The organism is Superficieibacter sp. HKU1 (assembly GCF_029319185.1).
Lineage (GTDB): Bacteria > Pseudomonadota > Gammaproteobacteria > Enterobacterales > Enterobacteriaceae > Superficieibacter.
In genome coordinates, this window is record NZ_CP119754.1 from 920,722 (window position 1) to 943,972 (window position 23,251).

Below are 23,251 nucleotides of genomic sequence, written 5' to 3' on the forward strand. Positions count from 1 at the left end.
AACAGTGTAATAATTTTGTCAGTTTTCGGAAAGCATTATGGCTCCGGCGGCGCAAACCAGGCGGATTTAAAGTCAAACCAGCCGAGGGTGTTCATCCGCAGGCCGCGCATACTGCGCTGCCCCTGAAGTACCAGCCAGTGATGGATCAGCGGCACAATATTCTGATTCACCTGTAACTGCTGGCTCCAGGTGGCCGGATTTAACTCGCCTCTGCGCCAGCGGCTGGCGTCTTCCTCCCAGTCAATCGGAATGCAATGGCGGATCAGCGGTACGTCGTACAGATAGGCAAACAAGGAGAAATCGAGGGGGAGGGTAAAGTTGGCGCTGTTTAACCAGACGTCGCTGACCGCCTCGCCGCGATGCCACTCTTCATACTCCAGCTCCTGAATCTCCAGCTTCACCTGATGTTCGGCCAGCAGCGCCTTCATAATGCCGCCCATCATGCGGTGTTCAACGTGATCCTGATAATACGTCAGGGTGATGGTTTCCAGGCCCGCCGGTTTTTCACAGGCGCGACTCTGCGAGTGATGCCAGCGCGGCAGCAGGCCATAGGCCGGGAACCAGGTACTCTGGTAATGTTCTCCCGCGTGATACAGCATATTCGCCGGCTGAAAGAGGTGGCTCAGCCACTGGCGCACGGCTGGATTGCTGCCGCGCGGGCTACGGGCGTCAAATAGCAGGTAATAACATCCTTCCTCAAGACGGCTTTCTACCGCTTTTTCACTCTGCGTGGTGCCCTGAAGCGTCAGGCCACCATTAGGCTCCTCGCCGATTTCCGGTAGTACCCAGACGTTCACTTCATCAATGAGCGCCCGAAAACCAAAATAGTCGTCGAAGGCGTGGATCTTAAGCTGATTCTGGTTGTTACGCCCGACCGCATACGGGCCGGTACCGACAGGCAGGCTCGAGAAATGGCTCATCGTTTCCCATTCGCGCGGCAGGATCATTGCCGAGGTATGCCCCAGAAGCCAGGGTAGCCAGTCATCGGGCTGGGTGAGGTGAATATCCAGCGTCCAGGGGGTAGGGGATTGAATACTGACGATATGCGAGAAGAGGGGGAGAGGATTGATTCGTTGCAGGGAGGTAATAATATCCTCCATTTCCAGCTCGCGACCATGGTGAAAATGGATACCGGGGCGCACAAAAAAGCGCCAGTGCAGCGGCGTAATTTGCTGCCAGTGGTGGGCAATATCGGCTTCCAGTTCCCCATTTTCCTCATTTACCCGGGTTAAGGCATTAAAGATCTGCCTTGCCATATGGATTTCCGAGCGGCGCAGGGCGGTACCGGGCAGCAGGCTTTTCATCGGGCGGTAATAGAGCACGCGCAAAATATGCCGTCCCTGACGAAAGCTGCGACCTAAATGAGAGACCAGCATCTGACGCACCGTGGCTTTATCGCCCACCAGTTGAACCAGCTGGTCGATCCGATCCTGCTCCAGCAAATCCTCCGCTCGCTGCTGCTGGAGTGCCAGCCCGGTATAGAGAAACGTCAGGCGTGACCGCTTGCCGCGTCCGGCTTCGGCCTCCCACGTCAGCCAGCCGCGGGCCTGCATGGTGTTCAGCAGCGTGCGCATATGACGCCGCGAACAGTTCAGCAATTCCGCCAGCTCGTTGAGGGTGGTCTCCTGCGACTTGCCGTCACAGCACTGCCACAGGCGGATGAATTGTTGTTGCAGACGGCCAGATGACATAAAAGGGGAACTCCTGATGAAAACCCAGCAATTTATTTATCCCCATATTAAGCCAATAATCATCAGCGATGAAGCAAGGAGGTGGAATATGCAGAGGTTATCTACCCGTCAGTTTTACCTGCGCTATTTTATTGCAACACAGGAAGTGTCCTGGCTGGCCCGTCAGAGCGCACGGCAGCGACTGAAGTTGCTTGAAGAACTGATGCAGTGGGACGTTACAAATCCGGTCTCTGATTCTGTTCATCCTCAGGAGGCAACATTACCTGAACGCTGAACGCATCGCTGACTTGCAGACATCATGTGTGACTGAGTATTGGTGTAATATCACCCGCCAGCAGATTATTTCTGCTGGCTTTTTTCGTTTTCATTTTTGCTTGTGCGCGTAAGGGATATTTCATGCTCTGGGTAATGACGATGGCACGGCGGCTTAATGGTGTGTATGCCGCATTTATGATCGTAGCGTTTATGATGGGCATTGCGGGAGCATTGCAGGCACCCACGCTGAGCCTGTTTTTGAGCCGTGACGTTGGAGCAGAACCGTTCTGGGTTGGGCTATTTTATACCGTTAACGCCATCGCCGGGATCCTGATCAGTCTTTTGCTGGCAAAACGTTCCGACAGCCGGGGCGACAGGCGAAAATTAATTATGTTTTGCTGCCTGATGGCGGTGGGCAACGCGCTGTTGTTCGCCTTCAATCGTCACTATCTGACGCTGATCACCTGTGGTGTACTGCTGGCTTCGCTGGCTAATACGGCTATGCCACAGCTTTTCGCGCTGGCCCGGGAATATGCCGATAATTCGGCGCGTGAAGTGGTGATGTTCAGCTCGGTTATGCGTGCGCAGCTCTCGCTGGCATGGGTTATCGGCCCGCCGCTGGCCTTTATGCTGGCGCTGAATTATGGCTTTACCACCATGTTCACTGTCGCCGCCGGCCTTTTTTTAATCAGCCTGTCGCTGATTGTGCTAATGCTACCTTCGGTAGAGAGAGTCGAGCAGCCCGCCGATGTGGCGATAACGCAGGTCAGCGGCTGGCGGAATAACAACGTCCGCATGCTGTTTATCGCCTCTACGCTGATGTGGACCTGTAACACCATGTATATCATCGATATGCCGCTGTGGATCAGTCAGGATTTAGGCCTGCCAGATAAGCTGGCCGGAATATTGATGGGTACCGCGGCCGGTCTGGAAATCCCGGCGATGATTATTGCAGGCTATTACGTTAAGCGCATCGGCAAACGCAAAATGATGATGGTTGCTACCGTGGCTGGGGTGCTGTTCTATGCCGGGTTACTTTTCTTTCACAGTCAGCAGGCATTACTGATCCTCCAGCTCTTTAATGCGGTCTTTATCGGCATTGTGGCGGGTATCGGTATGCTGTGGTTTCAGGATCTGATGCCAGGTCGGGCAGGGGCGGCGACCACATTATTTACCAATAGTATTTCAACTGGCGTGATCCTGGCGGGCATGATTCAGGGGGCGCTGGCGCAAAGTTTTGGTCATACGGCGGTCTACTGGGCGATTGCGGCGATCTCGCTACTCACGACAGGCATTACCAGCCGGGTGAAAGAGGGATAAATGCCGGATATATTTTCTGGAAGGTAACTCGTAAAAACGACACGGCAGGGATTACAGCAGGCGACGAGAGGAATAGAGTCAGCGGCGGGTGCTTGAGGCTGTATGCCTGAAGCGCTGGCTGAATGGCATGCAGAGAAAAGCCCCACCCGACTATAAATCGAATGAGGCCAGTTTCATGCCTAAGCAACATGAGAATAGCCTCTTAACTGCTGGAAAGCAACGACGGAGGCCGGAATGCCGAAACGTAATCTGCTGTATGGATTAATGGTGATGTGCTTCACCGTTCTGGTATTTACCTGGATGGTGCGCGACACGCTGTGTGAGCTGCACCTGAAGCGGGGAAATACAGAGTTCGCGGCGATTTTGGCCTGTGAAGTGAAACGTTAAGAGCTCAGGCGGGGAGCAATCCCCGCCGATCGTGATGTTAAGGCAGCCTCAATGCACCCTTTTCACGAGAGAATCGACATTATTTCACGCAGAGTACCGATGTCAATCTGCCCGGGCGCAGAGACCTGACCCGCGGTACCAAAGGTCATTGCAGAACCAAAGAGGCCACCAGTTACCCGGCTGACACCGCCCATTTTACCCATCGACATGGTGATGACAGGGCGCGTGGCATGCTGTTGATTCATGGTTAATGTCGCTTCCAGCAGTCGCAGTACGTCTTCAGCACACTGCGGCATAACGGCGATTTTAGGCAGGTCGGCACCCAGATCCTGCATCCGGCACAGGCGGTGGATAATCTCTTCTTTGGCTGGCGTTTTCACAAAGTCATGGCTGCTCATAATGACGTTAACCCCTGCCGCATGCGCCGCATCAACGGCCTTCCGAATACGCGTCTCGTCATTAAACAGTTCGATATCAATAATATCTACCAGGCCACTGCTCGCTGCCAGGTGATTCAGAGCGAAGTAGGCCTCATCGGGCAGTTCGCTTTCTCCGCCTTCTTTTTTGCTGCGAAACGTAAAGATGAGCGGTATCGGGGCTAATATCTGGTGAATAGCCTGTAGCGCCTGCATCACCCGCTCCGGGCTGGCAACATCGGCATAGTGATCGACGCGCCATTCAATAATATCGGCACCCGCGTCGGTCAGAGCCTGCGCTCGCTGCTGTAGTTCTTCCAGAGATTTGCCTATCAGGGGGACGCAAATACGCGTTTCTCCTTCGCGAAAGGTAATATTTTTAACGCTAACCGATTTATCCATTTTATTTTCTGCCATCATCAATCGCCCTCTCTGATGGTGACGATAGCCGAAGTCACGTTCAAGCACAAAACCTTAAAAGCAGAAAAATTCTGGAAGGCAACTCGTGAAAAATATACGGCAGGGGTTACAGCGGGTAACGACAGGAATAGAGTCAGCGGCGGGTGCTTGAGGCTGTATGCCTGAAGCGCTGGCTGAATGGCATGCAGAGAAAAGCCCCACCCGACTATAAATCGAATGAGGCCAGTTTCATGCCTGAACAACATGAGAATAGCCTCTTAACTGCTGTAAAGCAACGACGGAGGCCGGAATGCCGAAACGTAATCTGCTGTATGGATTAATGGTGGTATGTTTCACCATGCTGATATTCACCTGGATAGTGCGCGACACGCTGTGTGAGCTGCACCTGAAACGGGGAAATACAGAGTTGACGGTGATGTTGGCCTGTGAAGTTAAACGTTAAGAGCTCAGGCGGGGAGTAATCCCCGCCGATCGTGAAGTTTGAGTAGCCTCAACGCACCCCTTTTTACCCCATAAACGCAGGCTGCTTATTTTCATAGGCGGCAATGGCGTTATCGTGCTGCAGCGTCAGACCGATGCTGTCCAGACCGTTCAGCATGCAGTGGCGACGAAATGCATCGAGAGTAAAGCCGTAGGTTTTATCCCCCGCCTTCACTACCTGCGCTTCCAGATCCACCTCGAAGGTTATCCCCGGATTCGCCTGCACCAGCGTAAACAGTTCGTCGACCTGTTCATCGCTGAGCGTGACCGGCAGCAGCTGGTTGTTGAAACTATTGCCATAAAAAATGTCGGCAAAGCTCGGAGCAATGACAACCCTGAAGCCGTAATCGGTCAGCGCCCACGGTGCGTGCTCGCGCGACGAGCCGCAGCCGAAGTTTTCCCGCGCCAGCAGAATCGACGCGCCTTTATATTCCGGGAAGTTCAGCACGAATTCCGGGTTGGGCTGTTGACCATGTTCGTCCAGGAAACGCCAGTCGTTAAACAGGTGCGCGCCAAAACCGGTACGGGTCACCTTCTGTAAAAACTGTTTTGGGATAATGGCGTCGGTATCGACGTTTGCGGCATCCAGCGGAACCACCAGGCCAGTATGCTGCGTAAATTTTTCTGCCATGATGTTTTTCCTTATTTGATGCTGCGAATATCGGCAAAATGGCCGGAAATGGCTGCTGCGGCGGCCATTGCCGGACTAACCAGATGGGTACGTCCGCCGCGACCCTGACGACCTTCGAAGTTACGGTTGCTGGTGGACGCGCAACGCTCGCCGGGGTTCAGGCGGTCGTTGTTCATCGCCAGGCACATGGAGCAGCCGGGCAGACGCCATTCAAAACCGGCGTCGATGAAAATCTTGTCCAGGCCTTCCGCTTCCGCCTGCGCTTTCACCGGGCCAGAACCCGGCACCACCAGCGCCTGAACGCCAGGAGCCACCTTACGACCGCGGGCGATTTCCGCCGCCGCGCGCAGATCTTCGATACGCGAGTTGGTACAGGATCCAATAAACACTTTATCGATCGCCACGTCAGTCAACGGTATGCCCGGTTTCAGTCCCATATAGGCCAGTGCTTTTTCGGCGCTGGCGCGTTCAACCGGATCGCTAAAGGAGGCGGGATCGGGAATGATCTCGTTAACGGAGATCACCTGGCCGGGGTTGGTGCCCCAGGTCACCTGCGGCGCAATTTCTTCTGCCTGCAACGTAACGACGCTGTCAAAATGCGCGCCGTCATCGGTGTTCAGGGTTTTCCAGTACGCTACCGCGTCGTCAAAATCCTTACCTTTCGGCGCATGCAGGCGCCCTCTGACATAATTAAAGGTGGTCTCATCCGGCGCGACCAGGCCCGCTTTGGCCCCCATCTCAATTGCCATATTGCACAGGGTCATCCGACCTTCCATGCTCAGGGCGCGAATAGCATCGCCACAGAATTCGACCACGTGGCCGGTGCCACCCGCGCTGCCGGTTTTGCCAATGATCGCCAGCACGATGTCTTTGGCGGTAATGCCCGGCGCGGCGGTGCCCTGAACCTCAATTTTCATGGTTTTTGCGCGGCCCTGTTTCAGGGTCTGCGTTGCCAGTACGTGTTCCACTTCTGACGTGCCAATGCCAAAAGCCAGCGCGCCAAATGCGCCGTGAGTCGCAGTGTGCGAGTCGCCGCAGACAATAGTCATCCCCGGCAGCGTTACGCCCTGTTCCGGTCCCATGACGTGAACAATGCCCTGATAAGGGTGATTGAGATCGTACAGCTCAACGCCAAACTCCTTGCAGTTTTTGATCAGCTCCTGCATCTGGATACGGGCCATTTCGCCCGAAGCGTTAATGTCTTTGGTTTGCGTCGAGACGTTGTGGTCCATCGTCGCAAAGGTTTTACCCGGCTGACGCACCGGACGACCATGCGCACGCAGGCCGTCAAACGCCTGCGGCGAGGTCACTTCATGGACCAGATGACGGTCAATATACAGCAGCGGGGTTTCGTCTGGCGCTTCATACACCACGTGGGCGTCAAACAATTTTTCATAGAGCGTCTTAGCCATGATCACACCCCTTCAGCCACATAGCGGGCGATGACGTCACCCATTTCATCAGTACCGACAGCCGCCGCGCCGTGGGCTAAATCCCCGGTACGGATGCCTTCTTCCAGCGCGCGATTAATCGCATGTTCAATCGCGCTTGCCGCATCGTCGGCGTCCAGGCTGTAGCGCAGCAGCAGCGCCAGCGACAGGATCTGCGCGATGGGATTCGCGATATTTTTTCCGGCGATATCCGGCGCGGAGCCGCCCGCCGGTTCATACAGGCCAAAGCCTTCTTCATTCAGACTGGCAGAGGGCAACATCCCCATGGAGCCGGTGATCATCGCGCATTCGTCGGACAGAATGTCGCCAAACAGGTTTGAGCACAGCAGTACGTCAAACTGAGACGGATCTTTAATCAGCTGCATGGTCGCGTTGTCGATGTACATGTGCGCCAGTTCAACGTCCGGATAGTCGCCCGCGATTTCATTAACGATCTCGCGCCACAGAATAGATGACTGCAATACGTTGGCTTTATCGATTGAGGTGACTTTATGGCGGCGCTTGCGGGCAGACTCAAACGCAATCCGCGCAATACGTTCGATTTCGAAGCGGTGATAAACCTCGGTATCAAACGCTTTTTCATGCTGGCCGCTGCCTTCGCGCCCTTTCGGCTGACCGAAGTAGATACCGCCAGTCAGTTCGCGCACGCACAGAATATCAAATCCGTTGGCAGCGATGTCTGCGCGCAGCGGACAGAACGCCTCCAGTCCCTGATACAGCTTAGCCGGGCGCAGGTTGCTGAACAGTTTGAAATGCTTACGCAGCGGCAGCAGTGCGCCACGCTCCGGCTGCTGCGCAGGCGGCAAATGTTCCCATTGCGGGCCGCCAACGGAGCCGAATAATACCGCGTCGGCCTGCTCGCAACCGGCGACGGTGGCCTGCGGCAGCGGGTTGCCGTGACGGTCAATCGCAATACCGCCAACATCATAGTGGCTGGTGGTAATGCGCAGGTTAAAACGGTTGCGGATCGCATCCAGTACTTTCAGGGCTTGCGCCATCACTTCCGGGCCAATGCCATCACCCGGCAAAACGGCAATATGGTAGTTCTTCGACATTACACAGTTTCCTTGTTGTTCTCTTTATTTTGCGCTTTACGCTGTAACTCTTTTTCCACTTCGGCGGCACGCCAGATGTTGTTCAGGACGTGTACCATCGCTTTGGCGGAGGATTCAATGATATCGGTAGTCAGACCGACGCCGTGGAACCGACGGCCGTTATAGTTAGCCACGATATCCACCTGGCCCAGGGCATCTTTGCCGTGGCCTTTCGCGGTCAGGCTATATTTCACCAGTTCAATGTCATAACCGGTAATACGGTTAATCGCCTGATAAACGGCATCTACCGGGCCGTTGCCATTGGCCGCTTCAGCCTTGATCTCGTCGCCACAGCCTAATTTCACGGCGGCGGTGGCAATATCCGCCGAGCCGGACTGGACGCTAAAGAAGTCCAGACGGAAATGTTCCGGCTCTTCCTGCTGTTTATTAATGAAGGCCAGCGCTTCCAGATCGTAGTCAAAGACCTGACCTTTTTTATCCGCCAGCTTCAGGAAGGCGTCGTACAGGTTATCCAGGCTGTAATCGCTTTCCTGATAGCCCATCTCATCCATCCGGTGTTTAACGGCGGCACGGCCCGAGCGGGAGGTCAGGTTCAGCTGTACCTGGTTCAGGCCAATCGATTCCGGGGTCATGATTTCGTAATTAGAACGGTTTTTCAGCACGCCGTCCTGGTGAATACCAGAGGAGTGGGCGAAGGCACCGGTGCCAACAATGGCTTTATTCGCCGGGATTGGCATATTGCAGATTTGGCTGACCATCTGGCTGGTGCGCCAGATTTCCTGGTGGTTGATACGCGTCTGTACGTTCAGAATGTCCTGGCGAACTTTAATCGCCATGATCACTTCTTCCAGCGAGCAGTTGCCTGCGCGCTCGCCGATGCCGTTCATTGCGCCTTCAACCTGACGCGCCCCGGCATGCACCGCCGCCAGCGCGTTGCCGACGCCCAGACCCAGATCGTCATGGGTATGAACGGAGATGATCGCTTTGTCGATATTTGGCACGCGCTCGTACAGACCCTGAATAATGCCGCCAAATTCAAACGGCATGGTGTAGCCGACGGTATCGGGAATATTGATAGTCTTCGCCCCAGCGTCGATCGCCGCTTCCACAACGCGGGCCAGATCGGCAATCGGCGTGCGGCCTGCATCCTCACAGGAGAATTCGACGTCGTCAGTGTAATTGCGTGCGCGTTTCACCATATACACTGCGCGTTCAATCACCTCATCCAGGGTGCTGCGCAGCTTGGTGGCGATATGCATCGGCGAGGTCGCAATAAAAGTATGGATCCGAAATGCTTCTGCAACCCTCAACGACTCAGCTGCCACGTCAATATCTTTCTCTACACAACGTGCCAGCGCACAAACGCGGCTATTTTTGACCTGACGTGCAATGGTTTGCACTGATTCAAAATCGCCGGGCGAGGAGACCGGAAAGCCGACTTCCATTACGTCAACGCCCATACGCTCGAGGGCCAGTGCAATCTGTAATTTCTCTTTCACACTCAGACTTGCCTGTAACGCCTGTTCACCGTCGCGTAAGGTGGTATCGAAAATAATGACTTGCTGGCTCATGGTTTAGGTCCTTGTTGTCTGTCCGGGGCGCTTTGCTACGAGCATAAAAAAACCCGCGCAATGGCGCGGGTTTTTATCTTACTGAAGAGGCTTAATGTTGATTTTCGCCCGCCAGTCTACCGCGCAGATGAGTTGCGTTTAGTAGTAGTAGACCGGTGAAGCGAGTAGTGGAAATCATTTAAGCCATGCTCCAGATGAATACGATATACCTTTAGTGGTACTGGATAGCCCGGACGATGTCAACCCTTATGGCCGAAAATGGACATCATTGCGCGTTATCGCTAATGCATTCTTTAGCTAATTGTGCTGGAAAAGGGAAGATTTAAGAAATTACCATCCTGTCGCTGTCCGACAATAAAATCACAGATGCAACATTGATAACAAATTTTGCAATTTAATATTTTTAGATATTTTTTTATTTCGTTGATTTTTCTGTAATTTGCTAATGCTGATGGTGGTTTTTAGCGAACTAAGGATCTTTTTGATAATGCAATGTGAAATAAAAGTGTGAAAATATCGGACACGTAAGTATAACTTAAAATGTAATTAACCAGATGGCTGATTGTGTATTGATGGTGTTTATGATTAAACTACATTCATCAAGTAACGGTTATGCTTTGGATAAGAATTTAGCGTTTTTAACCTGGTTTTTATCTCCATTTCTATCATGCAAACCTTTATATATTCCTAAAAATCCATATTTCTCTTTTGCTAATTCTATATGCATGGTAAATCATATTAACAGGATTTATCGCTGCGTAATGGCAAAGGGAACTAGTGTGACAGTGGAGTTAAATATGCAGGCTGAAAAAATGGAACATCCTCAAACCCGCGAAGAGATTAAGCCGCAGCTTCGTATGGTCGATCTCAATCTTCTCACTGTATTTGATGCAGTTATGCAGGAGCAAAATATCACGCGGGCTGCACATACGTTGGGTATGTCTCAGCCTGCGGTCAGTAATGCGGTGGCGCGTCTTAAAGTGATGTTTAATGATGAGCTTTTTGTGCGTTACGGGCGTGGCATTCAGCCAACAGCGAGGGCTTTCCAGCTTTTCGGATCCGTGCGGCAGGCGCTGCAGCTGGTACAAAATGAGTTGCCTGGTTCCGGCTTCGAACCTGTGAGCAGTGAGCGAATTTTCAATCTTTGCGTTTGTAGTCCGCTTGATAACTATCTGACATCGATCATTTACAATAAAGTCGAAGAGATCGCACCTAATATTCATTTAGTCTTTAAATCTTCATTGAATCAAAATACTGAGCATCAGTTGCGTTATCAGGAGACGGAATTTGTTATCGGTTATGAAGATTTCCGCCGTCCGGAGTTTTCCTGCGTACCTTTGTTTAAAGATGAAATGGTATTAGTGGCCAGTAAAGCGCATCCGCGTTTAAAAGGACCGCTGCTGGAAAGTGATATTTATCGCGAGGAGCATGCGGTGGTCGCCCTCGATCGTTTCGCCTCTTTTAGCGCACCGTGGTATGACACGCCGGATAAACAGTCCTGTATTGCTTACCAGGGCATGGCGTTAATTAGCGTGCTGAACGTTATCTCTAAAACGGACCTGGTTTGTATCGCCCCGCGCTGGCTGGCAGAAGAGTTTGCCGGCAAGCTGGAACTGCAAATTCAGCCGCTGCCGCTGAAGCTGAACAGCCGTACCTGCTACCTCTCATGGCATGAAGCCGCAGGCCGTGATAAAGGTCATCAGTGGATGGAGGAGCTGTTAATTTCCGTCTGCCGCCGTTAATCTTCACGCCTGAAATAAACCGGACGCACAGGTCCGGTTTATTCTTTTTATCGTAATTTTTTTAGAATATTACTCTGTTAGCGCACTTTGCGATGCGCTGACCGAATGCAAAAAATGGATGATTTCCTGTATTTTTGTTGATCTGTCGAGTAAAGCACATTCCCTTTTCTCATTATCCGAGCTTTACTCCGTTTTTCCCCTTGTTCGTGTTATTTCCTCTTTTCATACCTCATATTGCCACCCGCTAATTCATTGCCTGCCTCATATCAAGCGGTTATGTTAGAGAAACGTGAAAGTTCTGAGTGAGCACTGGCGTTCGCAGGGAAATGAATTCCGCCATTGATTAAAAACAAAAGCCTGGAGGCAAACCATGGAGATGTTGTCAGGAGCCGAGATGGTCGTCCGGTCGCTTATCGATCAGGGCGTAAAGCAGGTATTCGGCTATCCCGGAGGCGCGGTCCTCGATATCTATGATGCCCTGCATACGGTGGGGGGGATCGATCATGTTCTGGTGCGCCACGAACAGGCAGCGGTGCATATGGCTGACGGCCTGGCTCGCGCCACCGGAGAAGTGGGGGTTGTGCTGGTGACCTCGGGTCCCGGTGCGACCAATGCGATTACCGGCATTGCCACCGCTTATATGGATTCCATTCCGCTGGTCATCCTTTCCGGACAGGTAGCCTCATCGCTGATTGGCTACGATGCATTCCAGGAATGTGACATGGTGGGCATTTCCCGTCCGGTGGTGAAGCACAGCTTTCTGGTCAAGCACACAGAAGATATTCCGGGCGTGCTGAAAAAAGCGTTCTGGCTGGCGGCAAGCGGCCGTCCCGGGCCGGTGGTGGTTGATCTGCCGAAAGATATCCTCAACGTTGCCAATAAACTGCCTTACGTCTGGCCGGAATCGGTCAGCATGCGTTCTTATAACCCCACGACGTCCGGACATAAAGGGCAAATCAAGCGCGCGCTGCAAACCCTTATCACCGCGAAAAAGCCGGTGGTCTACGTGGGCGGCGGGGCAATCAATGCCGAATGCCATGAGCAACTGCGCGTATTGATTGAAAAGCTCAATCTGCCGGTAGTCTCATCGTTGATGGGGCTGGGCGCGTTTCCCGCCACGCATCGTCAGGCGCTGGGCATGCTGGGGATGCACGGTACCTACGAAGCTAATATGACGATGCATCATTCGGACGTGATTTTCGCCGTTGGGGTTCGCTTTGACGACCGAACGACCAATAACCTGGCGAAATACTGTCCTGACGCCACCGTGCTGCATATTGATATCGATCCGACCTCAATTTCAAAAACCGTGGCGGCTGATATTCCTATCGTTGGCGACGCCGGCCGGGTGCTGGAACAGATGCTCGAACTGCTGGAGCAGGAGAATACGGCTCAGCCGCTGGATGAGATCCGCGACTGGTGGCAGCACATTGAGCAGTGGCGTGCCCGTCAGTGCCTGAAATACGACACGCAGAGCGAAAGCATTAAACCGCAGGCGGTGATCGAGACGATCTGGCGTCTGACAAAAGGTGAAGCCTATGTCACCTCCGATGTCGGCCAGCATCAGATGTTTGCCGCGCTTTATTATCCGTTCGATAAACCGCGCCGCTGGATCAACTCAGGCGGTCTCGGCACGATGGGATTTGGCCTCCCGGCGGCGCTCGGTGTGAAAATGGCGCTGCCGGATGAAACGGTGGTTTGCGTGACCGGCGACGGCAGCATCCAGATGAACATCCAGGAGCTTTCAACCGCGCTGCAATACGATCTGCCGGTGCTGGTGCTCAATCTTAATAACCGCTATCTCGGCATGGTCAAACAGTGGCAGGACATGATCTACTCCGGCCGCCACTCGCACTCTTATATGCAGTCGCTGCCGGATTTCGTACGCCTGGCAGAAGCCTATGGGCATATTGGCATCCAGATTAACCATCCACATGAACTGGAAGCGAAGCTTGCGCAGGCGCTGGAGCAGGTACGCAATCAGCGGCTGGTGTTTGTCGACGTAACCGTTGATGGCAGTGAGCATGTTTACCCGATGCAGATCCGCGGCGGGGGAATGGACGAGATGTGGCTGAGCAAAACGGAGAGGACCTGATTATGCGCCGGATACTATCGGTTTTACTGGAAAATGAGTCTGGCGCACTGTCGCGCGTGATTGGTCTCTTTTCGCAGCGCGGTTACAACATCGAAAGCTTAACCGTGGCTCCCACAGACGATCCCACCCTTTCACGCATGACCATTCAGACCGTCGGCGATGAAAAGGCCATTGAGCAAATCGAAAAACAGCTGCATAAGCTGGTGGACGTGCTGCGCGTCAATGAACTGGGGCAGGGGCCGCACGTGGAGCGAGAAATTATGCTGGTGAAAGTGCAGGCCAGCGGCTACGGTCGTGAAGAGGTGAAACGCAATACGGAAATCTTCCGTGGTCAGATCATTGACGTTACCCCTTCGATCTACACGGTTCAACTGGCCGGAACCAGCGATAAGCTGGACGCCTTTCTGGCGACGCTGCGCGATGTCGCCAGGATTGTCGAAGTAGCGCGTTCCGGGATTGTCGGGTTGTCACGCGGCGATAAAATCATGCGTTAAAGTAAAAAAATGACCTGGCAGGAAGCCCGACATGCGCTGGTCGGGCTTTTTTTTGCGAAAACCGGGACGAGCGCATAGAAAAGCGGTTGCCCATGTGATTATTCTGCGCTTAGCATGTTAAGGAATTTAACCTTAAAAAGGTTATGGAGTATCTTTTCTCTTAAGGGGCAATTGTGAAACTGGATGAAATCGCCCGGCTTGCCGGCGTCTCACGAACTACCGCCAGCTATGTGATCAACGGTAAAGCAAAACAGTACCGGGTCAGCGACAAAACCGTCGAAAAAGTCATGGCCGTTGTTCGCGAGCACAACTACCACCCGAATGCGGTGGCGGCAGGGCTACGCGCAGGACGCACCCGCTCCATTGGTCTGGTGATCCCGGATCTGGAAAATACCAGCTACACTCGCATCGCTAATTATCTTGAGCGTCAGGCTCGCCAGCGCGGCTACCAGTTGTTGATTGCCTGCTCGGAAGATCAGCCTGATAACGAAATGCGCTGTATTGAACATCTGTTACAGCGTCAGGTTGATGCCATTATCGTTTCTACCTCGTTACCGCCCGAACACCCGTTCTATCAGCGCTGGGCGAACGACACCTTTCCCATTGTCGCGTTAGATCGTGCATTGGATCGTGAGCACTTTACCAGCGTCGTTGGTGCGGATCAGGATGATGCGGAAATGCTGGCCGCGGAACTGCGGACTTTCCCGGCGGAAACCGTGATTTACCTCGGCGCGCTGCCGGAGCTTTCCGTCAGCTTCCTGCGGGAGCAGGGCTTCCGTACCGCCTGGAAAGACGATCCGCGTGAGGTGCATTATTTATATGCCAATAGCTATGAGCGGGAAGCCGCAGCGCAGCTTTTTGAAAAATGGCTGGAAACGCATCCGATGCCGCAGGCGTTGTTCACCACCTCTTTTGCGCTCCTGCAGGGCGTGATGGATGTGACCCTGCGTCGCGACGGTAAACTGCCGTCCGATCTGGCGATTGCGACCTTCGGCGATAACGAACTGCTCGATTTTCTTCAGTGCCCCGTGCTGGCTGTGGCCCAGCGTCATCGCGACGTCGCGGAACGGGTGCTGGAAATTGTGCTGGCAAGTCTTGATGAGCCGCGTAAACCGAAGCCGGGACTGAGTCGTATCCGGCGTAATCTCTACCGTCGTGGCGTCTTAAGTCGGCATTAAATCCGTAAAGGTCCGGCGGCAATGCTGCCGGGCCATCAACATCGTTTCTTGCTCCCGTCTCATCGCCTTTACCTTACGTTATTGCTTTTCAGATAAATCCTTATTTTTGCCCGTGCAGGTTATTCGCTTTTTAATTGGGCCAGGAAATGCGCCCGATCTTTTCTTTATACGTAAAATTCTATTTCTATTGTATTAATTTGTTACACGAATCGTCCCTGGCAATGTCATTGAACCTGGCCTGACCAATTAACCGTATGAATAGTGCGCAGCAGAAGGCATCTGTATAGCCTGAATCACCAGGATGTGCTGTTAACAACAGCAAGAATGTCCTAAAATGCCGCTCGCGTCGCAAACTGACACTTTATATTTTCCCCTGATAAGATCGAACTCTTCCATTCCGAAAGGAAAGATGTCGTTTTTTTCTTACAAATATTCATAGCGTTAATTTGCCTCACATATTGTTCGATATTTAATCAAAGCCATTATTACCTTCCAGGAGGGTGTTTTTTACTCGCCCTAAGGTTTTTGCTGGCTTGACAAGCTTTTCCTCCGCTCCGTAAACTCCCTCTGGTGGGAATTTGTGGGATAAAGTGGCGAGAAGGGGTGAGCGGGCATGTTCCGTGGAGCGGCACAGGTCAATCTTGATAGCAAAGGGCGGTTGTCCGTTCCTACCCGATACCGGGATACGCTGATTGAAAGCGCCTCCGGTCAAATGGTATGCACCATTGATCTCCATCACCCTTGTCTGCTGCTTTACCCATTGCCCGAGTGGGAAATTATCGAGCGTAAATTGTCTCGCTTGTCGGGCATGAATCCCCTTGAGCGCCGCGTGCAGCGTTTGCTTTTGGGACATGCCAGCGAATGTCAGATGGACAACGCTGGCCGTTTATTGATAGCGCCGGTTTTACGGCAACACGCCGGACTGACCAAAGAAGTGATGCTGGTTGGACAGTTCAACAAGTTTGAATTGTGGGACGAAACGGCCTGGTATCAACGTGTCAGGGAAGATATCGACGCTGAGCAATCCGCGACCGGAGAGTTATCGGAGCGATTGCAGGACTTATCCTTATAAAAATGATGGAAAATTTTAAACATACAACGGTACTGCTGGACGAGGCCGTTAACGGTCTCAACATTCGTCCGGAAGGTATCTATATTGATGGCACCTTTGGGCGCGGCGGGCACTCACGTCTGATCCTCGGCCAGCTTGGGCCGCAGGGACGCCTGCTGGCGATCGATCGCGATCCCGAGGCAATTGCCGTTGCGCAAGCCATCAACGATCCTCGTTTCTCCATTATCCATGGTCCGTTCTCTGCACTGGCAGAGTACGTGAGCGAGCGCGAGCTTATTGGCAAGATCGACGGCATCCTGCTCGATCTTGGCGTCTCATCACCCCAGCTTGATGATGCTGAGCGTGGCTTTTCATTTATGCGCGACGGTCCACTGGACATGCGTATGGATCCTACCCGCGGACAATCCGCTGCCGAATGGCTGTTAAAAGCGGAAGAAGCTGATATCACCTGGGTACTGAAAACCTTTGGCGAAGAACGCTTTGCTAAGCGTATCGCTCGCGCCATCGTCGAGCGTAACCGTCTCGAACCGATGACCCGCACCAAAGAACTGGCGGAAGTCGTGGCGGCGGCAACGCCGGTGAAAGACAAATTCAAACATCCTGCGACCCGTACTTTTCAGGCGGTGCGTATTTGGGTTAACAGCGAACTGGAAGAAATCGAGCAGGCGCTAAAAAGTTCGATTGAGGTGCTGGCTCCGGGCGGACGTCTTTCCATTATCAGCTTTCACTCGCTGGAAGACCGCATCGTAAAACGCTTTATGCGTGAGCAAAGTCGTGGTCCGCAGGTTCCGGCGGGGCTACCGATGACCGAAGCGCAGCTCAGCAAGCTGGGCGGTCGCCAGCTCCGGGCGTTAGGCAAATTGATGCCGGGCGAAGACGAAGTGGCAGAAAACCCACGCGCCCGTAGTTCAGTGCTGCGTATCGCAGAAAGGACGAATGCATGATCGTCAGAGTGACAGAAGCCTTAGGCAAAGTGAAGGGATCGTTAGCAGGCAATGAGCGTCATGCGCTGCCTGGCGTGATCGGCAACGATCTCCTGCGTTTCGGTAAGCTGCCGCTCTGTCTGTTCATTTGCATCATCATCACGGCGATTACGGTCGTCACGACGGCACACCATACGCGCTTGCTCACCGCGCAGCGCGAGCAGCTGGTTGTAGAGCGGGATGCGCTGGACATCGAATGGCGCAACCTGATCCTCGAAGAAAATGCGCTCGGCGATCATAGCCGGGTTGAGCGGATCGCAACGGATAAGCTGCAAATGCAGCATGTTGATCCTTCGCAAGAAAATATCGTGGTACAGAAATAGGACGAGTGTAACGCATGAAAGCAGCGGCTAAGACGCTTAAGTTAAAACGCCAGGACGAACCAGCCAACTTTATCAGTTGGCGTTTTGCGTTGTTGTGCGGCTGCATTCTGGTGGCGCTGGGCTTTCTGCTCGGTCGCGTCGCCTGGTTACAGATTATCGCGCCGGATATGCTGGTGCGTCAGGGTGATTTGCGCTCGCTGCGCGTGCAGGAAGTTTCTACATCACGCGGCATGATCACCGATCGTTCCGGGCGACCGCTGGCGGTCAGCGTGCCGGTAAAAGCGATCTGGGCCGATCCTAAAGAACTGCACGACGCCGGGGGGATCACCCTCGATGGCCGCTGGAAAGCGCTGTCAGATGCGCTGAAAATGCCGCTCGATCAGCTTTCTGCGCGGGTTAACGCCAATCCGAAAGGACGCTTTATCTATCTGGCGCGCCAGGTCAACCCGGACCTGGGCGATTACATCAAGAAACTCAAATTGCCGGGTATTCATCTGCGGGAAGAGTCGCGTCGATATTATCCGTCCGGCGAAGTGACTGCTCACCTCATTGGTTTTACCAACATTGACAGTCAGGGTATCGAAGGCGTGGAAAACAGCTTCGATAAATGGCTTACCGGCCAGCCGGGCGAGCGCATTGTGCGTAAAGACCGCTACGGACGCGTGATTGAAGATATCTCTTCAACCGACAGCCAGGCCGCCCATAACCTGGCGCTGAGCATTGATGAACGTCTGCAGGCGCTGGTATATCGTGAGCTGAACAATGCCGTGGCCTTTAACAAAGCTGAGTCAGGCAGTGCGGTGCTGGTGGATGTCAATACCGGCGAAGTGCTGGCCATGGCCAACAGTCCTTCCTATAACCCAAACAATCTGAGCGGAACGGCGAAAGATGTGATGCGTAACCGCACCATCACCGACGTCTTCGAGCCGGGTTCCACCGTGAAGCCAATGGTGGTCATGACCGCGCTACAGCGCGGCGTGGTGCGTGAAAACAGCGTCCTGAATACCGTTCCCTATCGCGTCAATGGTCATGAAATTAAAGACGTGGCGCGCTATAGCGAACTCACCCTTACCGGGGTATTGCAGAAGTCGAGTAACGTCGGTGTTTCCAAGCTGGCGTTAGCGATGCCGTCCTCAGCGTTAGTAGATACTTACTCACGTTTTGGGCTGGGAAAAGCGACCAATTTGGGGTTGGTCGGAGAACGCAGTGGCTTATATCCTCAAAAACAACGGTGGTCTGACATAGAGAGGGCCACCTTCTCTTTCGGCTACGGGCTAATGGTAACCCCGTTACAGTTAGCGCGAGTCTACGCAACGATTGGCAGTTACGGCGTCTATCGTCCGCTGTCGATCACCAAAGTTGACCCTCCGGTTCCCGGCGAGCGTATCTTCCCGGAATCTATCGTACGCACCGTTGTACATATGATGGAGAGCGTGGCGCTGCCCGGCGGCGGCGGCGTTAAGGCAGCTATCAAAGGCTACCGCATCGCAATCAAAACCGGTACGGCGAAAAAAGTCGGGCCCGATGGCCGGTACATTAACAAATACATTGCTTACACCGCGGGCGTCGCGCCAGCCAGCCAGCCGCGTTTTGCGCTGGTGGTGGTCATTAATGACCCGCAGGCAGGTAAATATTACGGCGGTGCCGTTTCCGCGCCGGTGTTCGGTGCCATCATGGGCGGCGTATTGCGCACCATGAACATTGAACCGGATGCGCTGGCAACGGGTGAAAAAAGTGAATTCGTAACTAATCAAGGCGAGGGTACAGGTGGCAGATCGTAATTTGCGCGACCTTCTTGCTCCGTGGGTAGCTGGACTGCCTGCGCGGGCGCTGCGGGAAATGACGCTCGATAGCCGCACGGCGGCATCGGGCGATCTTTTCGTTGCGGTATTGGGTCATCAGGCGGACGGGCGTCGATATATCCCGCAGGCGATAGCGCAAGGTGTGGCTGCCATTATTGCTGAAGCAAAAGATGAGGCAACCGATGGTGAGATCCGTGAAATGCACGGCGTACCGGTTATTTATCTCAGTCAGCTTAACGAACGCCTCTCTGCGCTGGCAGGGCGTTTTTACCATCAGCCTTCTGAACAACTGCGTCTGGTGGGCGTCACCGGCACGAACGGCAAAACCACTACCACGCAACTGCTGGCTCAGTGGAGTCAGTTACTGGGCGAAACCAGCGCGGTGATGGGAACCGTCGGTAACGGTTTGCTGGGCAGAGTGAGCCCAACGGAAAATACCACCGGATCAGCCGTGGATGTTCAGCAGGTGCTGGCCGGCCTGGTCGAGCAGGGCGCCACCTTTGCCGGCATGGAAGTGTCATCGCACGGGCTGGTACAGCACCGTGTGTCAGCGCTTAAATTTGCTGCCTCGGTATTTACCAACTTAAGCCGCGATCACCTTGATTATCACGGTGATATGGAGCACTACGAAGCGGCGAAATGGCTGCTTTATTCCACCCATCACTTTGGTCAGGCCATTGTGAACGCCGATGACGAGGTGGGACGCCGCTGGCTGGCTAAACTGCCGGATGCCGTGGCGGTAGCCATGGGCGATCATATTAACCCGAACTGCCATGGCCGCTGGCTGAAAGCCGTGGATGTGGACTACCACGACAGTGGCGCTACCATCCGCTTCGACTCCAACTGGGGCAAAGGTGAAATTGAAAGCCGCCTGATGGGCGAGTTTAATGTCAGCAACCTGCTGCTGGCGCTGGCAACCCTGCTGGCGCTGGGCTATCCGCTGAGCGATCTGCTGAACACCGCTGCGCGTTTACAGCCGGTCTGTGGGCGCATGGAAGTGTTCAGCGCGCCGGGTAAACCGACCGTGGTGGTTGACTACGCCCATACGCCCGATGCACTGGAAAAAGCGCTGGCCGCGGCACGGCTGCACTGCACCGGTAAACTGTGGTGCGTGTTTGGCTGCGGCGGCGATCGCGATAAAGGCAAACGTCCGCTGATGGGCGCGATTGCCGAACAGTTTGCCGATATTCCGGTGGTCACAGACGATAATCCGCGCACCGAAGAACCCCGCGCGATCATCAATGACATTCTGGCCGGAATGCTCGACGCGGGCCGGGCGAAAGTGATGGAAGGTCGCGCTGAAGCGGTGACGCACGCCATCATGCAGGCCAAAGAGAATGACGTCGTGCTGCTGGCCGGAAAAGGTCACGAAGATTATCAAATCGTTGGCACTCGCCGTCTGGACTATTCCGATCGCGTCACCGCAGCGCGTCTGCTGGGAGCGATCGCATGATTAACGTCACGCTGAGCCAGCTGGCCTCCGTTCTGAAAGGCACGTTACAGGGCGGCGATGTCAAGATTGATGCCGTCACCACTGACACCCGCAAGATTGCGCCAGGTTGTCTGTTTGTCGCGCTGAAAGGCGAGCGTTTTGACGCGCATGACTTTGCTGATAAAGCCAAAGCGAGTGGGGCAGGGGCGCTGCTGGTCAGTCGCCAGCTGGATATCGACCTGCCACAGTTGATCGTTAACGATACCCGCCGGGCCTTTGGCGAATTGGCGGCATGGGTACGTCAGCAGGTGCCGACGCGCGTTGTCGCACTGACCGGCTCCTCCGGTAAAACCTCGGTCAAAGAGATGACCGCCTCTATTCTCAGCGAGTGCGGCAATACGCTGTATACCGCCGGAAATCTCAACAATGACATCGGCGTGCCGATGACGCTGCTGCGCCTGACGCCGGAGCATCAGTACGCAGTCATTGAACTGGGGGCCAATCATCAGGGCGAAATCGCCTGGACCGTAGGGCTGACGCAGCCGGAAGCGGCGCTGGTCAACAATCTGGCCGCCGCGCATCTGGAAGGTTTTGGCTCGCTGGCGGGCGTGGCAAAAGCGAAAGGCGAAATCTACAGCGGTCTGCCGGTTGACGGTATCGCCATCATGAATGCCGATAATAACGACTGGCTGAACTGGCAAAGCATCATCGGCGATCGCAAAGTCTGGCGCTTCTCGCCGAATGCGGCCAACAGCGATTTTACCGCCACGAATATCCATGTGACCTCTCACGGCACTGAATTCACGCTGCAAACGCCTGGCGGCAATATTGATGTCTTACTCCCGCTGCCCGGGCGGCACAACATTGCCAACGCGCTGGCGGCAACGGCGCTCTCGATGGCGGTCGGTGCAGATTTACCGGCGGTCAAAAAAGGGCTGGCAACGTTACAGGCCGTGCCGGGCCGCCTGTTCCCGGTGCAGCTGGCTGAAAATCAGCTCCTGCTGGATGACACCTACAATGCGAACGTTGGTTCGATGACCGCTGCCGCGCAGGTGCTGGCCGAAATGCCCGGCTACCGCGTGATGGTGGTCGGCGATATGGCCGAACTGGGCGATGAAAGCGAAGCCTGTCACGTGCAGGTGGGTGAAGCAGCAAAAGCGGCTGGAATCGATCGGGTCATCAGCGTCGGGAAGCAAAGCCAGGCCATCAGCCAGGCCAGCGGCGTGGGTGAGCATTTTACCGATAAGCGCGCGCTTATCACGCGCCTGAAAGAACTGATCGCAGAACAGCAGATTATTACCCTTTTAGTGAAGGGTTCACGTAGCGCCGCCATGGAAGAGGTGGTACTCGCACTACAGGAGAACGGGACATGTTAGTTTGGCTGGCCGAGCATTTGGTCAAATATTATTCCGGCTTTAACGTCTTTTCCTATCTGACGTTTCGCGCCATTGTCAGCCTGCTGACCGCGCTATTCATCTCCTTGTGGATGGGCCCGCGCATGATCGCCCGCCTGCAACAGCTCTCTTTTGGTCAGGTTGTCCGTAACGACGGTCCGGAATCCCACTTCAGTAAACGCGGCACGCCGACGATGGGCGGGATCATGATCCTCACCTCAATCGTGATTTCCGTGCTGCTGTGGGCCTATCCGTCCAACCCTTATGTCTGGTGTGTCCTGGTGGTACTGGTGGGGTACGGCATCATCGGCTTTGTCGATGACTACCGCAAAGTGGTGCGCAAAGATACGAAAGGGCTCATCGCACGCTGGAAATATTTCTGGATGTCGATAATCGCCCTGGGCGTGGCATTTGCGCTGTATCTGGTGGGTAATGATACGCCAGCCACTCAACTGGTCGTGCCGTTCTTTAAAGATGTCATGCCGCAGTTGGGGATTCTCTACATCTTGCTGGCCTATTTCGTCATCGTCGGTACCGGCAACGCCGTTAACCTGACCGATGGCCTGGATGGTCTGGCGATTATGCCGACCGTTTTTGTCGCCGGGGGTTTCGCACTGGTCGCCTGGGCGACGGGTAATATGAACTTCGCAAACTACCTGCATATTCCCTATCTGCGGCACGCGGGTGAACTGGTGATTGTCTGTACCGCCATTGTCGGCGCGGGATTAGGCTTCCTGTGGTTTAACACCTATCCGGCCCAGGTTTTCATGGGCGATGTCGGCTCGCTGGCGCTGGGCGGCGCGCTGGGCATTATTGCCGTACTGCTGCGCCAGGAATTTTTGCTGGTGATTATGGGCGGCGTTTTCGTGGTGGAAACCCTGTCGGTGATCCTGCAGGTCGGCTCGTTCAAACTGCGCGGCCAGCGTATTTTCCGTATGGCACCTATTCACCACCACTATGAACTGAAAGGCTGGCCGGAACCGCGTGTCATTGTGCGCTTCTGGATTATTTCGCTGATGCTGGTGCTGATTGGCCTGGCAACGCTGAAGGTACGTTAAT

21 protein-coding genes are annotated in these 23,251 nt (G+C 54.2%); 15 read left to right on the forward strand and 6 right to left on the reverse strand.

Features of this window, described 5'->3' with window-relative positions:
• Positions 1 to 35 precede the first annotated feature (35 nt).
• The gene (gene sgrR, locus P0H77_RS04475; RefSeq protein WP_276163752.1) at positions 36 to 1,691 is read right to left on the reverse strand and encodes an HTH-type transcriptional regulator SgrR; all 1,656 of its coding nucleotides are present in this window, start codon (positions 1,689 to 1,691) and stop codon (positions 36 to 38) included.
• Positions 1,692 to 1,779: 88 nt separating this feature from the next.
• Between sgrR and sgrT the strand changes: the two genes are divergently transcribed.
• From sgrT to P0H77_RS04490, 3 genes are all read left to right on the forward strand, one after another.
• The gene (gene sgrT, locus P0H77_RS04480) at positions 1,780 to 1,965 is read left to right on the forward strand and encodes a glucose uptake inhibitor SgrT (protein WP_276165044.1); all 186 of its coding nucleotides are present in this window, start codon (positions 1,780 to 1,782) and stop codon (positions 1,963 to 1,965) included.
• A 122-nt stretch (positions 1,966 to 2,087) separates the two neighbouring features.
• The gene (locus P0H77_RS04485; RefSeq protein ID WP_276163753.1) at positions 2,088 to 3,266 is read left to right on the forward strand and encodes a sugar efflux transporter; all 1,179 of its coding nucleotides are present in this window, start codon (positions 2,088 to 2,090) and stop codon (positions 3,264 to 3,266) included.
• 234 nt (positions 3,267 to 3,500) lie between these two features.
• Positions 3,501 to 3,653 carry a Hok/Gef family protein gene (locus P0H77_RS04490; RefSeq protein WP_276163754.1) on the forward strand — a complete coding sequence of 51 codons (153 nt, stop codon included), beginning with the start codon at positions 3,501 to 3,503 and terminating at the stop codon, positions 3,651 to 3,653.
• A gap of 62 nt (positions 3,654 to 3,715) precedes the next feature.
• Here the strand turns inward: P0H77_RS04490 and aroD are convergent, their stop codons facing one another.
• The gene (aroD, locus tag P0H77_RS04495; RefSeq protein WP_276163755.1) at positions 3,716 to 4,471 is read right to left on the reverse strand and encodes a type I 3-dehydroquinate dehydratase; all 756 of its coding nucleotides are present in this window, start codon (positions 4,469 to 4,471) and stop codon (positions 3,716 to 3,718) included.
• Positions 4,472 to 4,778: 307 nt separating this feature from the next.
• On the opposite strand from aroD, the gene P0H77_RS04500 reads away from it, so the two are divergent.
• Positions 4,779 to 4,931 (forward strand): Hok/Gef family protein, encoded by a 153-nt coding sequence (locus tag P0H77_RS04500; RefSeq protein ID WP_276163756.1) that lies wholly within the window; start codon positions 4,779 to 4,781, stop codon positions 4,929 to 4,931.
• Positions 4,932 to 4,994: 63 nt separating this feature from the next.
• On the opposite strand, the gene leuD is transcribed toward P0H77_RS04500, so the two are convergent.
• From leuD to leuA, 4 genes are read right to left on the reverse strand one after another with little or no spacing between them, the layout of a single operon-like run.
• Entirely contained in the window at positions 4,995 to 5,600 is a 606-nt protein-coding gene (gene leuD / locus P0H77_RS04505; protein WP_276163757.1) for a 3-isopropylmalate dehydratase small subunit, read from the reverse strand.
• An 11-nt stretch (positions 5,601 to 5,611) separates the two neighbouring features.
• Entirely contained in the window at positions 5,612 to 7,012 is a 1,401-nt protein-coding gene (gene leuC / locus P0H77_RS04510) for a 3-isopropylmalate dehydratase large subunit (RefSeq protein WP_276163758.1), read from the reverse strand.
• Between the two features lie 2 nt (positions 7,013 to 7,014).
• The gene (gene leuB / locus P0H77_RS04515; protein ID WP_276163759.1) at positions 7,015 to 8,106 is read right to left on the reverse strand and encodes a 3-isopropylmalate dehydrogenase; all 1,092 of its coding nucleotides are present in this window, start codon (positions 8,104 to 8,106) and stop codon (positions 7,015 to 7,017) included.
• Positions 8,106 to 9,677 carry a 2-isopropylmalate synthase gene (leuA, locus tag P0H77_RS04520; protein ID WP_276163760.1) on the reverse strand — a complete coding sequence of 524 codons (1,572 nt, stop codon included), beginning with the start codon at positions 9,675 to 9,677 and terminating at the stop codon, positions 8,106 to 8,108. Before leuA ends, leuB begins: the two co-directional genes overlap by 1 nt.
• Positions 9,678 to 10,474: 797 nt before the next feature.
• On the opposite strand from leuA, the gene leuO reads away from it, so the two are divergent.
• The 11 genes from leuO (at position 10,475) to mraY (ending at position 23,250) form a co-directional block, all read left to right on the forward strand.
• Positions 10,475 to 11,419 (forward strand): transcriptional regulator LeuO, encoded by a 945-nt coding sequence (gene leuO, locus P0H77_RS04525; RefSeq protein ID WP_276165045.1) that lies wholly within the window; start codon positions 10,475 to 10,477, stop codon positions 11,417 to 11,419.
• Between the two features lie 370 nt (positions 11,420 to 11,789).
• Positions 11,790 to 13,514 (forward strand): acetolactate synthase 3 large subunit, encoded by a 1,725-nt coding sequence (gene ilvI, locus P0H77_RS04530; RefSeq protein ID WP_276163761.1) that lies wholly within the window; start codon positions 11,790 to 11,792, stop codon positions 13,512 to 13,514.
• Between the two features lie 2 nt (positions 13,515 to 13,516).
• Positions 13,517 to 14,008: an acetolactate synthase small subunit gene (gene ilvN / locus P0H77_RS04535; protein ID WP_276163762.1), complete on the forward strand. Its 492-nt coding sequence runs from the start codon at positions 13,517 to 13,519 to the stop codon at positions 14,006 to 14,008.
• A 173-nt stretch (positions 14,009 to 14,181) separates the two neighbouring features.
• Positions 14,182 to 15,186, forward strand: coding sequence for a catabolite repressor/activator (gene cra, locus P0H77_RS04540; RefSeq protein WP_276163763.1), 1,005 nt, complete (start codon positions 14,182 to 14,184; stop codon positions 15,184 to 15,186).
• Between the two features lie 613 nt (positions 15,187 to 15,799).
• The gene (gene mraZ, locus P0H77_RS04545) at positions 15,800 to 16,258 is read left to right on the forward strand and encodes a division/cell wall cluster transcriptional repressor MraZ (RefSeq protein WP_276163764.1); all 459 of its coding nucleotides are present in this window, start codon (positions 15,800 to 15,802) and stop codon (positions 16,256 to 16,258) included.
• Positions 16,259 to 16,260: 2 nt separating this feature from the next.
• Positions 16,261 to 17,202 carry a 16S rRNA (cytosine(1402)-N(4))-methyltransferase RsmH gene (rsmH, locus tag P0H77_RS04550; RefSeq protein WP_276163765.1) on the forward strand — a complete coding sequence of 314 codons (942 nt, stop codon included), beginning with the start codon at positions 16,261 to 16,263 and terminating at the stop codon, positions 17,200 to 17,202.
• A complete protein-coding gene (ftsL, locus tag P0H77_RS04555; RefSeq protein ID WP_276163766.1) occupies positions 17,199 to 17,564 on the forward strand; it encodes a cell division protein FtsL in 366 nt (121 codons plus the stop codon). The genes rsmH and ftsL overlap by 4 nt, the downstream gene beginning before the upstream one ends.
• Positions 17,565 to 17,578: 14 nt before the next feature.
• Positions 17,579 to 19,345, forward strand: a complete 1,767-nt coding sequence (locus P0H77_RS04560; RefSeq protein WP_276163767.1) for a peptidoglycan glycosyltransferase FtsI — start codon at positions 17,579 to 17,581, stop codon at positions 19,343 to 19,345.
• The gene (gene murE / locus P0H77_RS04565; protein WP_276163768.1) at positions 19,332 to 20,819 is read left to right on the forward strand and encodes a UDP-N-acetylmuramoyl-L-alanyl-D-glutamate--2,6-diaminopimelate ligase; all 1,488 of its coding nucleotides are present in this window, start codon (positions 19,332 to 19,334) and stop codon (positions 20,817 to 20,819) included. Before P0H77_RS04560 ends, murE begins: the two co-directional genes overlap by 14 nt.
• Positions 20,816 to 22,174 carry a UDP-N-acetylmuramoyl-tripeptide--D-alanyl-D-alanine ligase gene (murF, locus tag P0H77_RS04570; protein ID WP_276163769.1) on the forward strand — a complete coding sequence of 453 codons (1,359 nt, stop codon included), beginning with the start codon at positions 20,816 to 20,818 and terminating at the stop codon, positions 22,172 to 22,174. The genes murE and murF overlap by 4 nt, the downstream gene beginning before the upstream one ends.
• Positions 22,168 to 23,250: a phospho-N-acetylmuramoyl-pentapeptide-transferase gene (mraY, locus tag P0H77_RS04575; RefSeq protein ID WP_276163770.1), complete on the forward strand. Its 1,083-nt coding sequence runs from the start codon at positions 22,168 to 22,170 to the stop codon at positions 23,248 to 23,250. Before murF ends, mraY begins: the two co-directional genes overlap by 7 nt.
• Position 23,251: the final 1 nt, after the last annotated feature.

What these genes read in the sequence shown, in the direction of transcription:
- sgrR (WP_276163752.1), bottom strand. Translation starts at nt 1,691, where the DNA reads ATGTCATCTGGCCGTCTGCAACAACAATTCATCCGCCTGTGGCAGTGC.
- sgrT (WP_276165044.1), top strand. Translation starts at nt 1,780, where the DNA reads ATGCAGAGGTTATCTACCCGTCAGTTTTACCTGCGCTATTTTATTGCA.
- P0H77_RS04485 (WP_276163753.1), top strand. Translation starts at nt 2,088, where the DNA reads ATGCTCTGGGTAATGACGATGGCACGGCGGCTTAATGGTGTGTATGCC.
- P0H77_RS04490 (WP_276163754.1), top strand. Translation starts at nt 3,501, where the DNA reads ATGCCGAAACGTAATCTGCTGTATGGATTAATGGTGATGTGCTTCACC.
- aroD (WP_276163755.1), bottom strand. Translation starts at nt 4,471, where the DNA reads ATGGATAAATCGGTTAGCGTTAAAAATATTACCTTTCGCGAAGGAGAA.
- P0H77_RS04500 (WP_276163756.1), top strand. Translation starts at nt 4,779, where the DNA reads ATGCCGAAACGTAATCTGCTGTATGGATTAATGGTGGTATGTTTCACC.
- leuD (WP_276163757.1), bottom strand. Translation starts at nt 5,600, where the DNA reads ATGGCAGAAAAATTTACGCAGCATACTGGCCTGGTGGTTCCGCTGGAT.
- leuC (WP_276163758.1), bottom strand. Translation starts at nt 7,012, where the DNA reads ATGGCTAAGACGCTCTATGAAAAATTGTTTGACGCCCACGTGGTGTAT.
- leuB (WP_276163759.1), bottom strand. Translation starts at nt 8,106, where the DNA reads ATGTCGAAGAACTACCATATTGCCGTTTTGCCGGGTGATGGCATTGGC.
- leuA (WP_276163760.1), bottom strand. Translation starts at nt 9,677, where the DNA reads ATGAGCCAGCAAGTCATTATTTTCGATACCACCTTACGCGACGGTGAA.
- leuO (WP_276165045.1), top strand. Translation starts at nt 10,475, where the DNA reads ATGCAGGCTGAAAAAATGGAACATCCTCAAACCCGCGAAGAGATTAAG.
- ilvI (WP_276163761.1), top strand. Translation starts at nt 11,790, where the DNA reads ATGGAGATGTTGTCAGGAGCCGAGATGGTCGTCCGGTCGCTTATCGAT.
- ilvN (WP_276163762.1), top strand. Translation starts at nt 13,517, where the DNA reads ATGCGCCGGATACTATCGGTTTTACTGGAAAATGAGTCTGGCGCACTG.
- mraZ (WP_276163764.1), top strand. Translation starts at nt 15,800, where the DNA reads ATGTTCCGTGGAGCGGCACAGGTCAATCTTGATAGCAAAGGGCGGTTG.
- rsmH (WP_276163765.1), top strand. Translation starts at nt 16,261, where the DNA reads ATGATGGAAAATTTTAAACATACAACGGTACTGCTGGACGAGGCCGTT.
- ftsL (WP_276163766.1), top strand. Translation starts at nt 17,199, where the DNA reads ATGATCGTCAGAGTGACAGAAGCCTTAGGCAAAGTGAAGGGATCGTTA.
- P0H77_RS04560 (WP_276163767.1), top strand. Translation starts at nt 17,579, where the DNA reads ATGAAAGCAGCGGCTAAGACGCTTAAGTTAAAACGCCAGGACGAACCA.
- murF (WP_276163769.1), top strand. Translation starts at nt 20,816, where the DNA reads ATGATTAACGTCACGCTGAGCCAGCTGGCCTCCGTTCTGAAAGGCACG.
- mraY (WP_276163770.1), top strand. Translation starts at nt 22,168, where the DNA reads ATGTTAGTTTGGCTGGCCGAGCATTTGGTCAAATATTATTCCGGCTTT.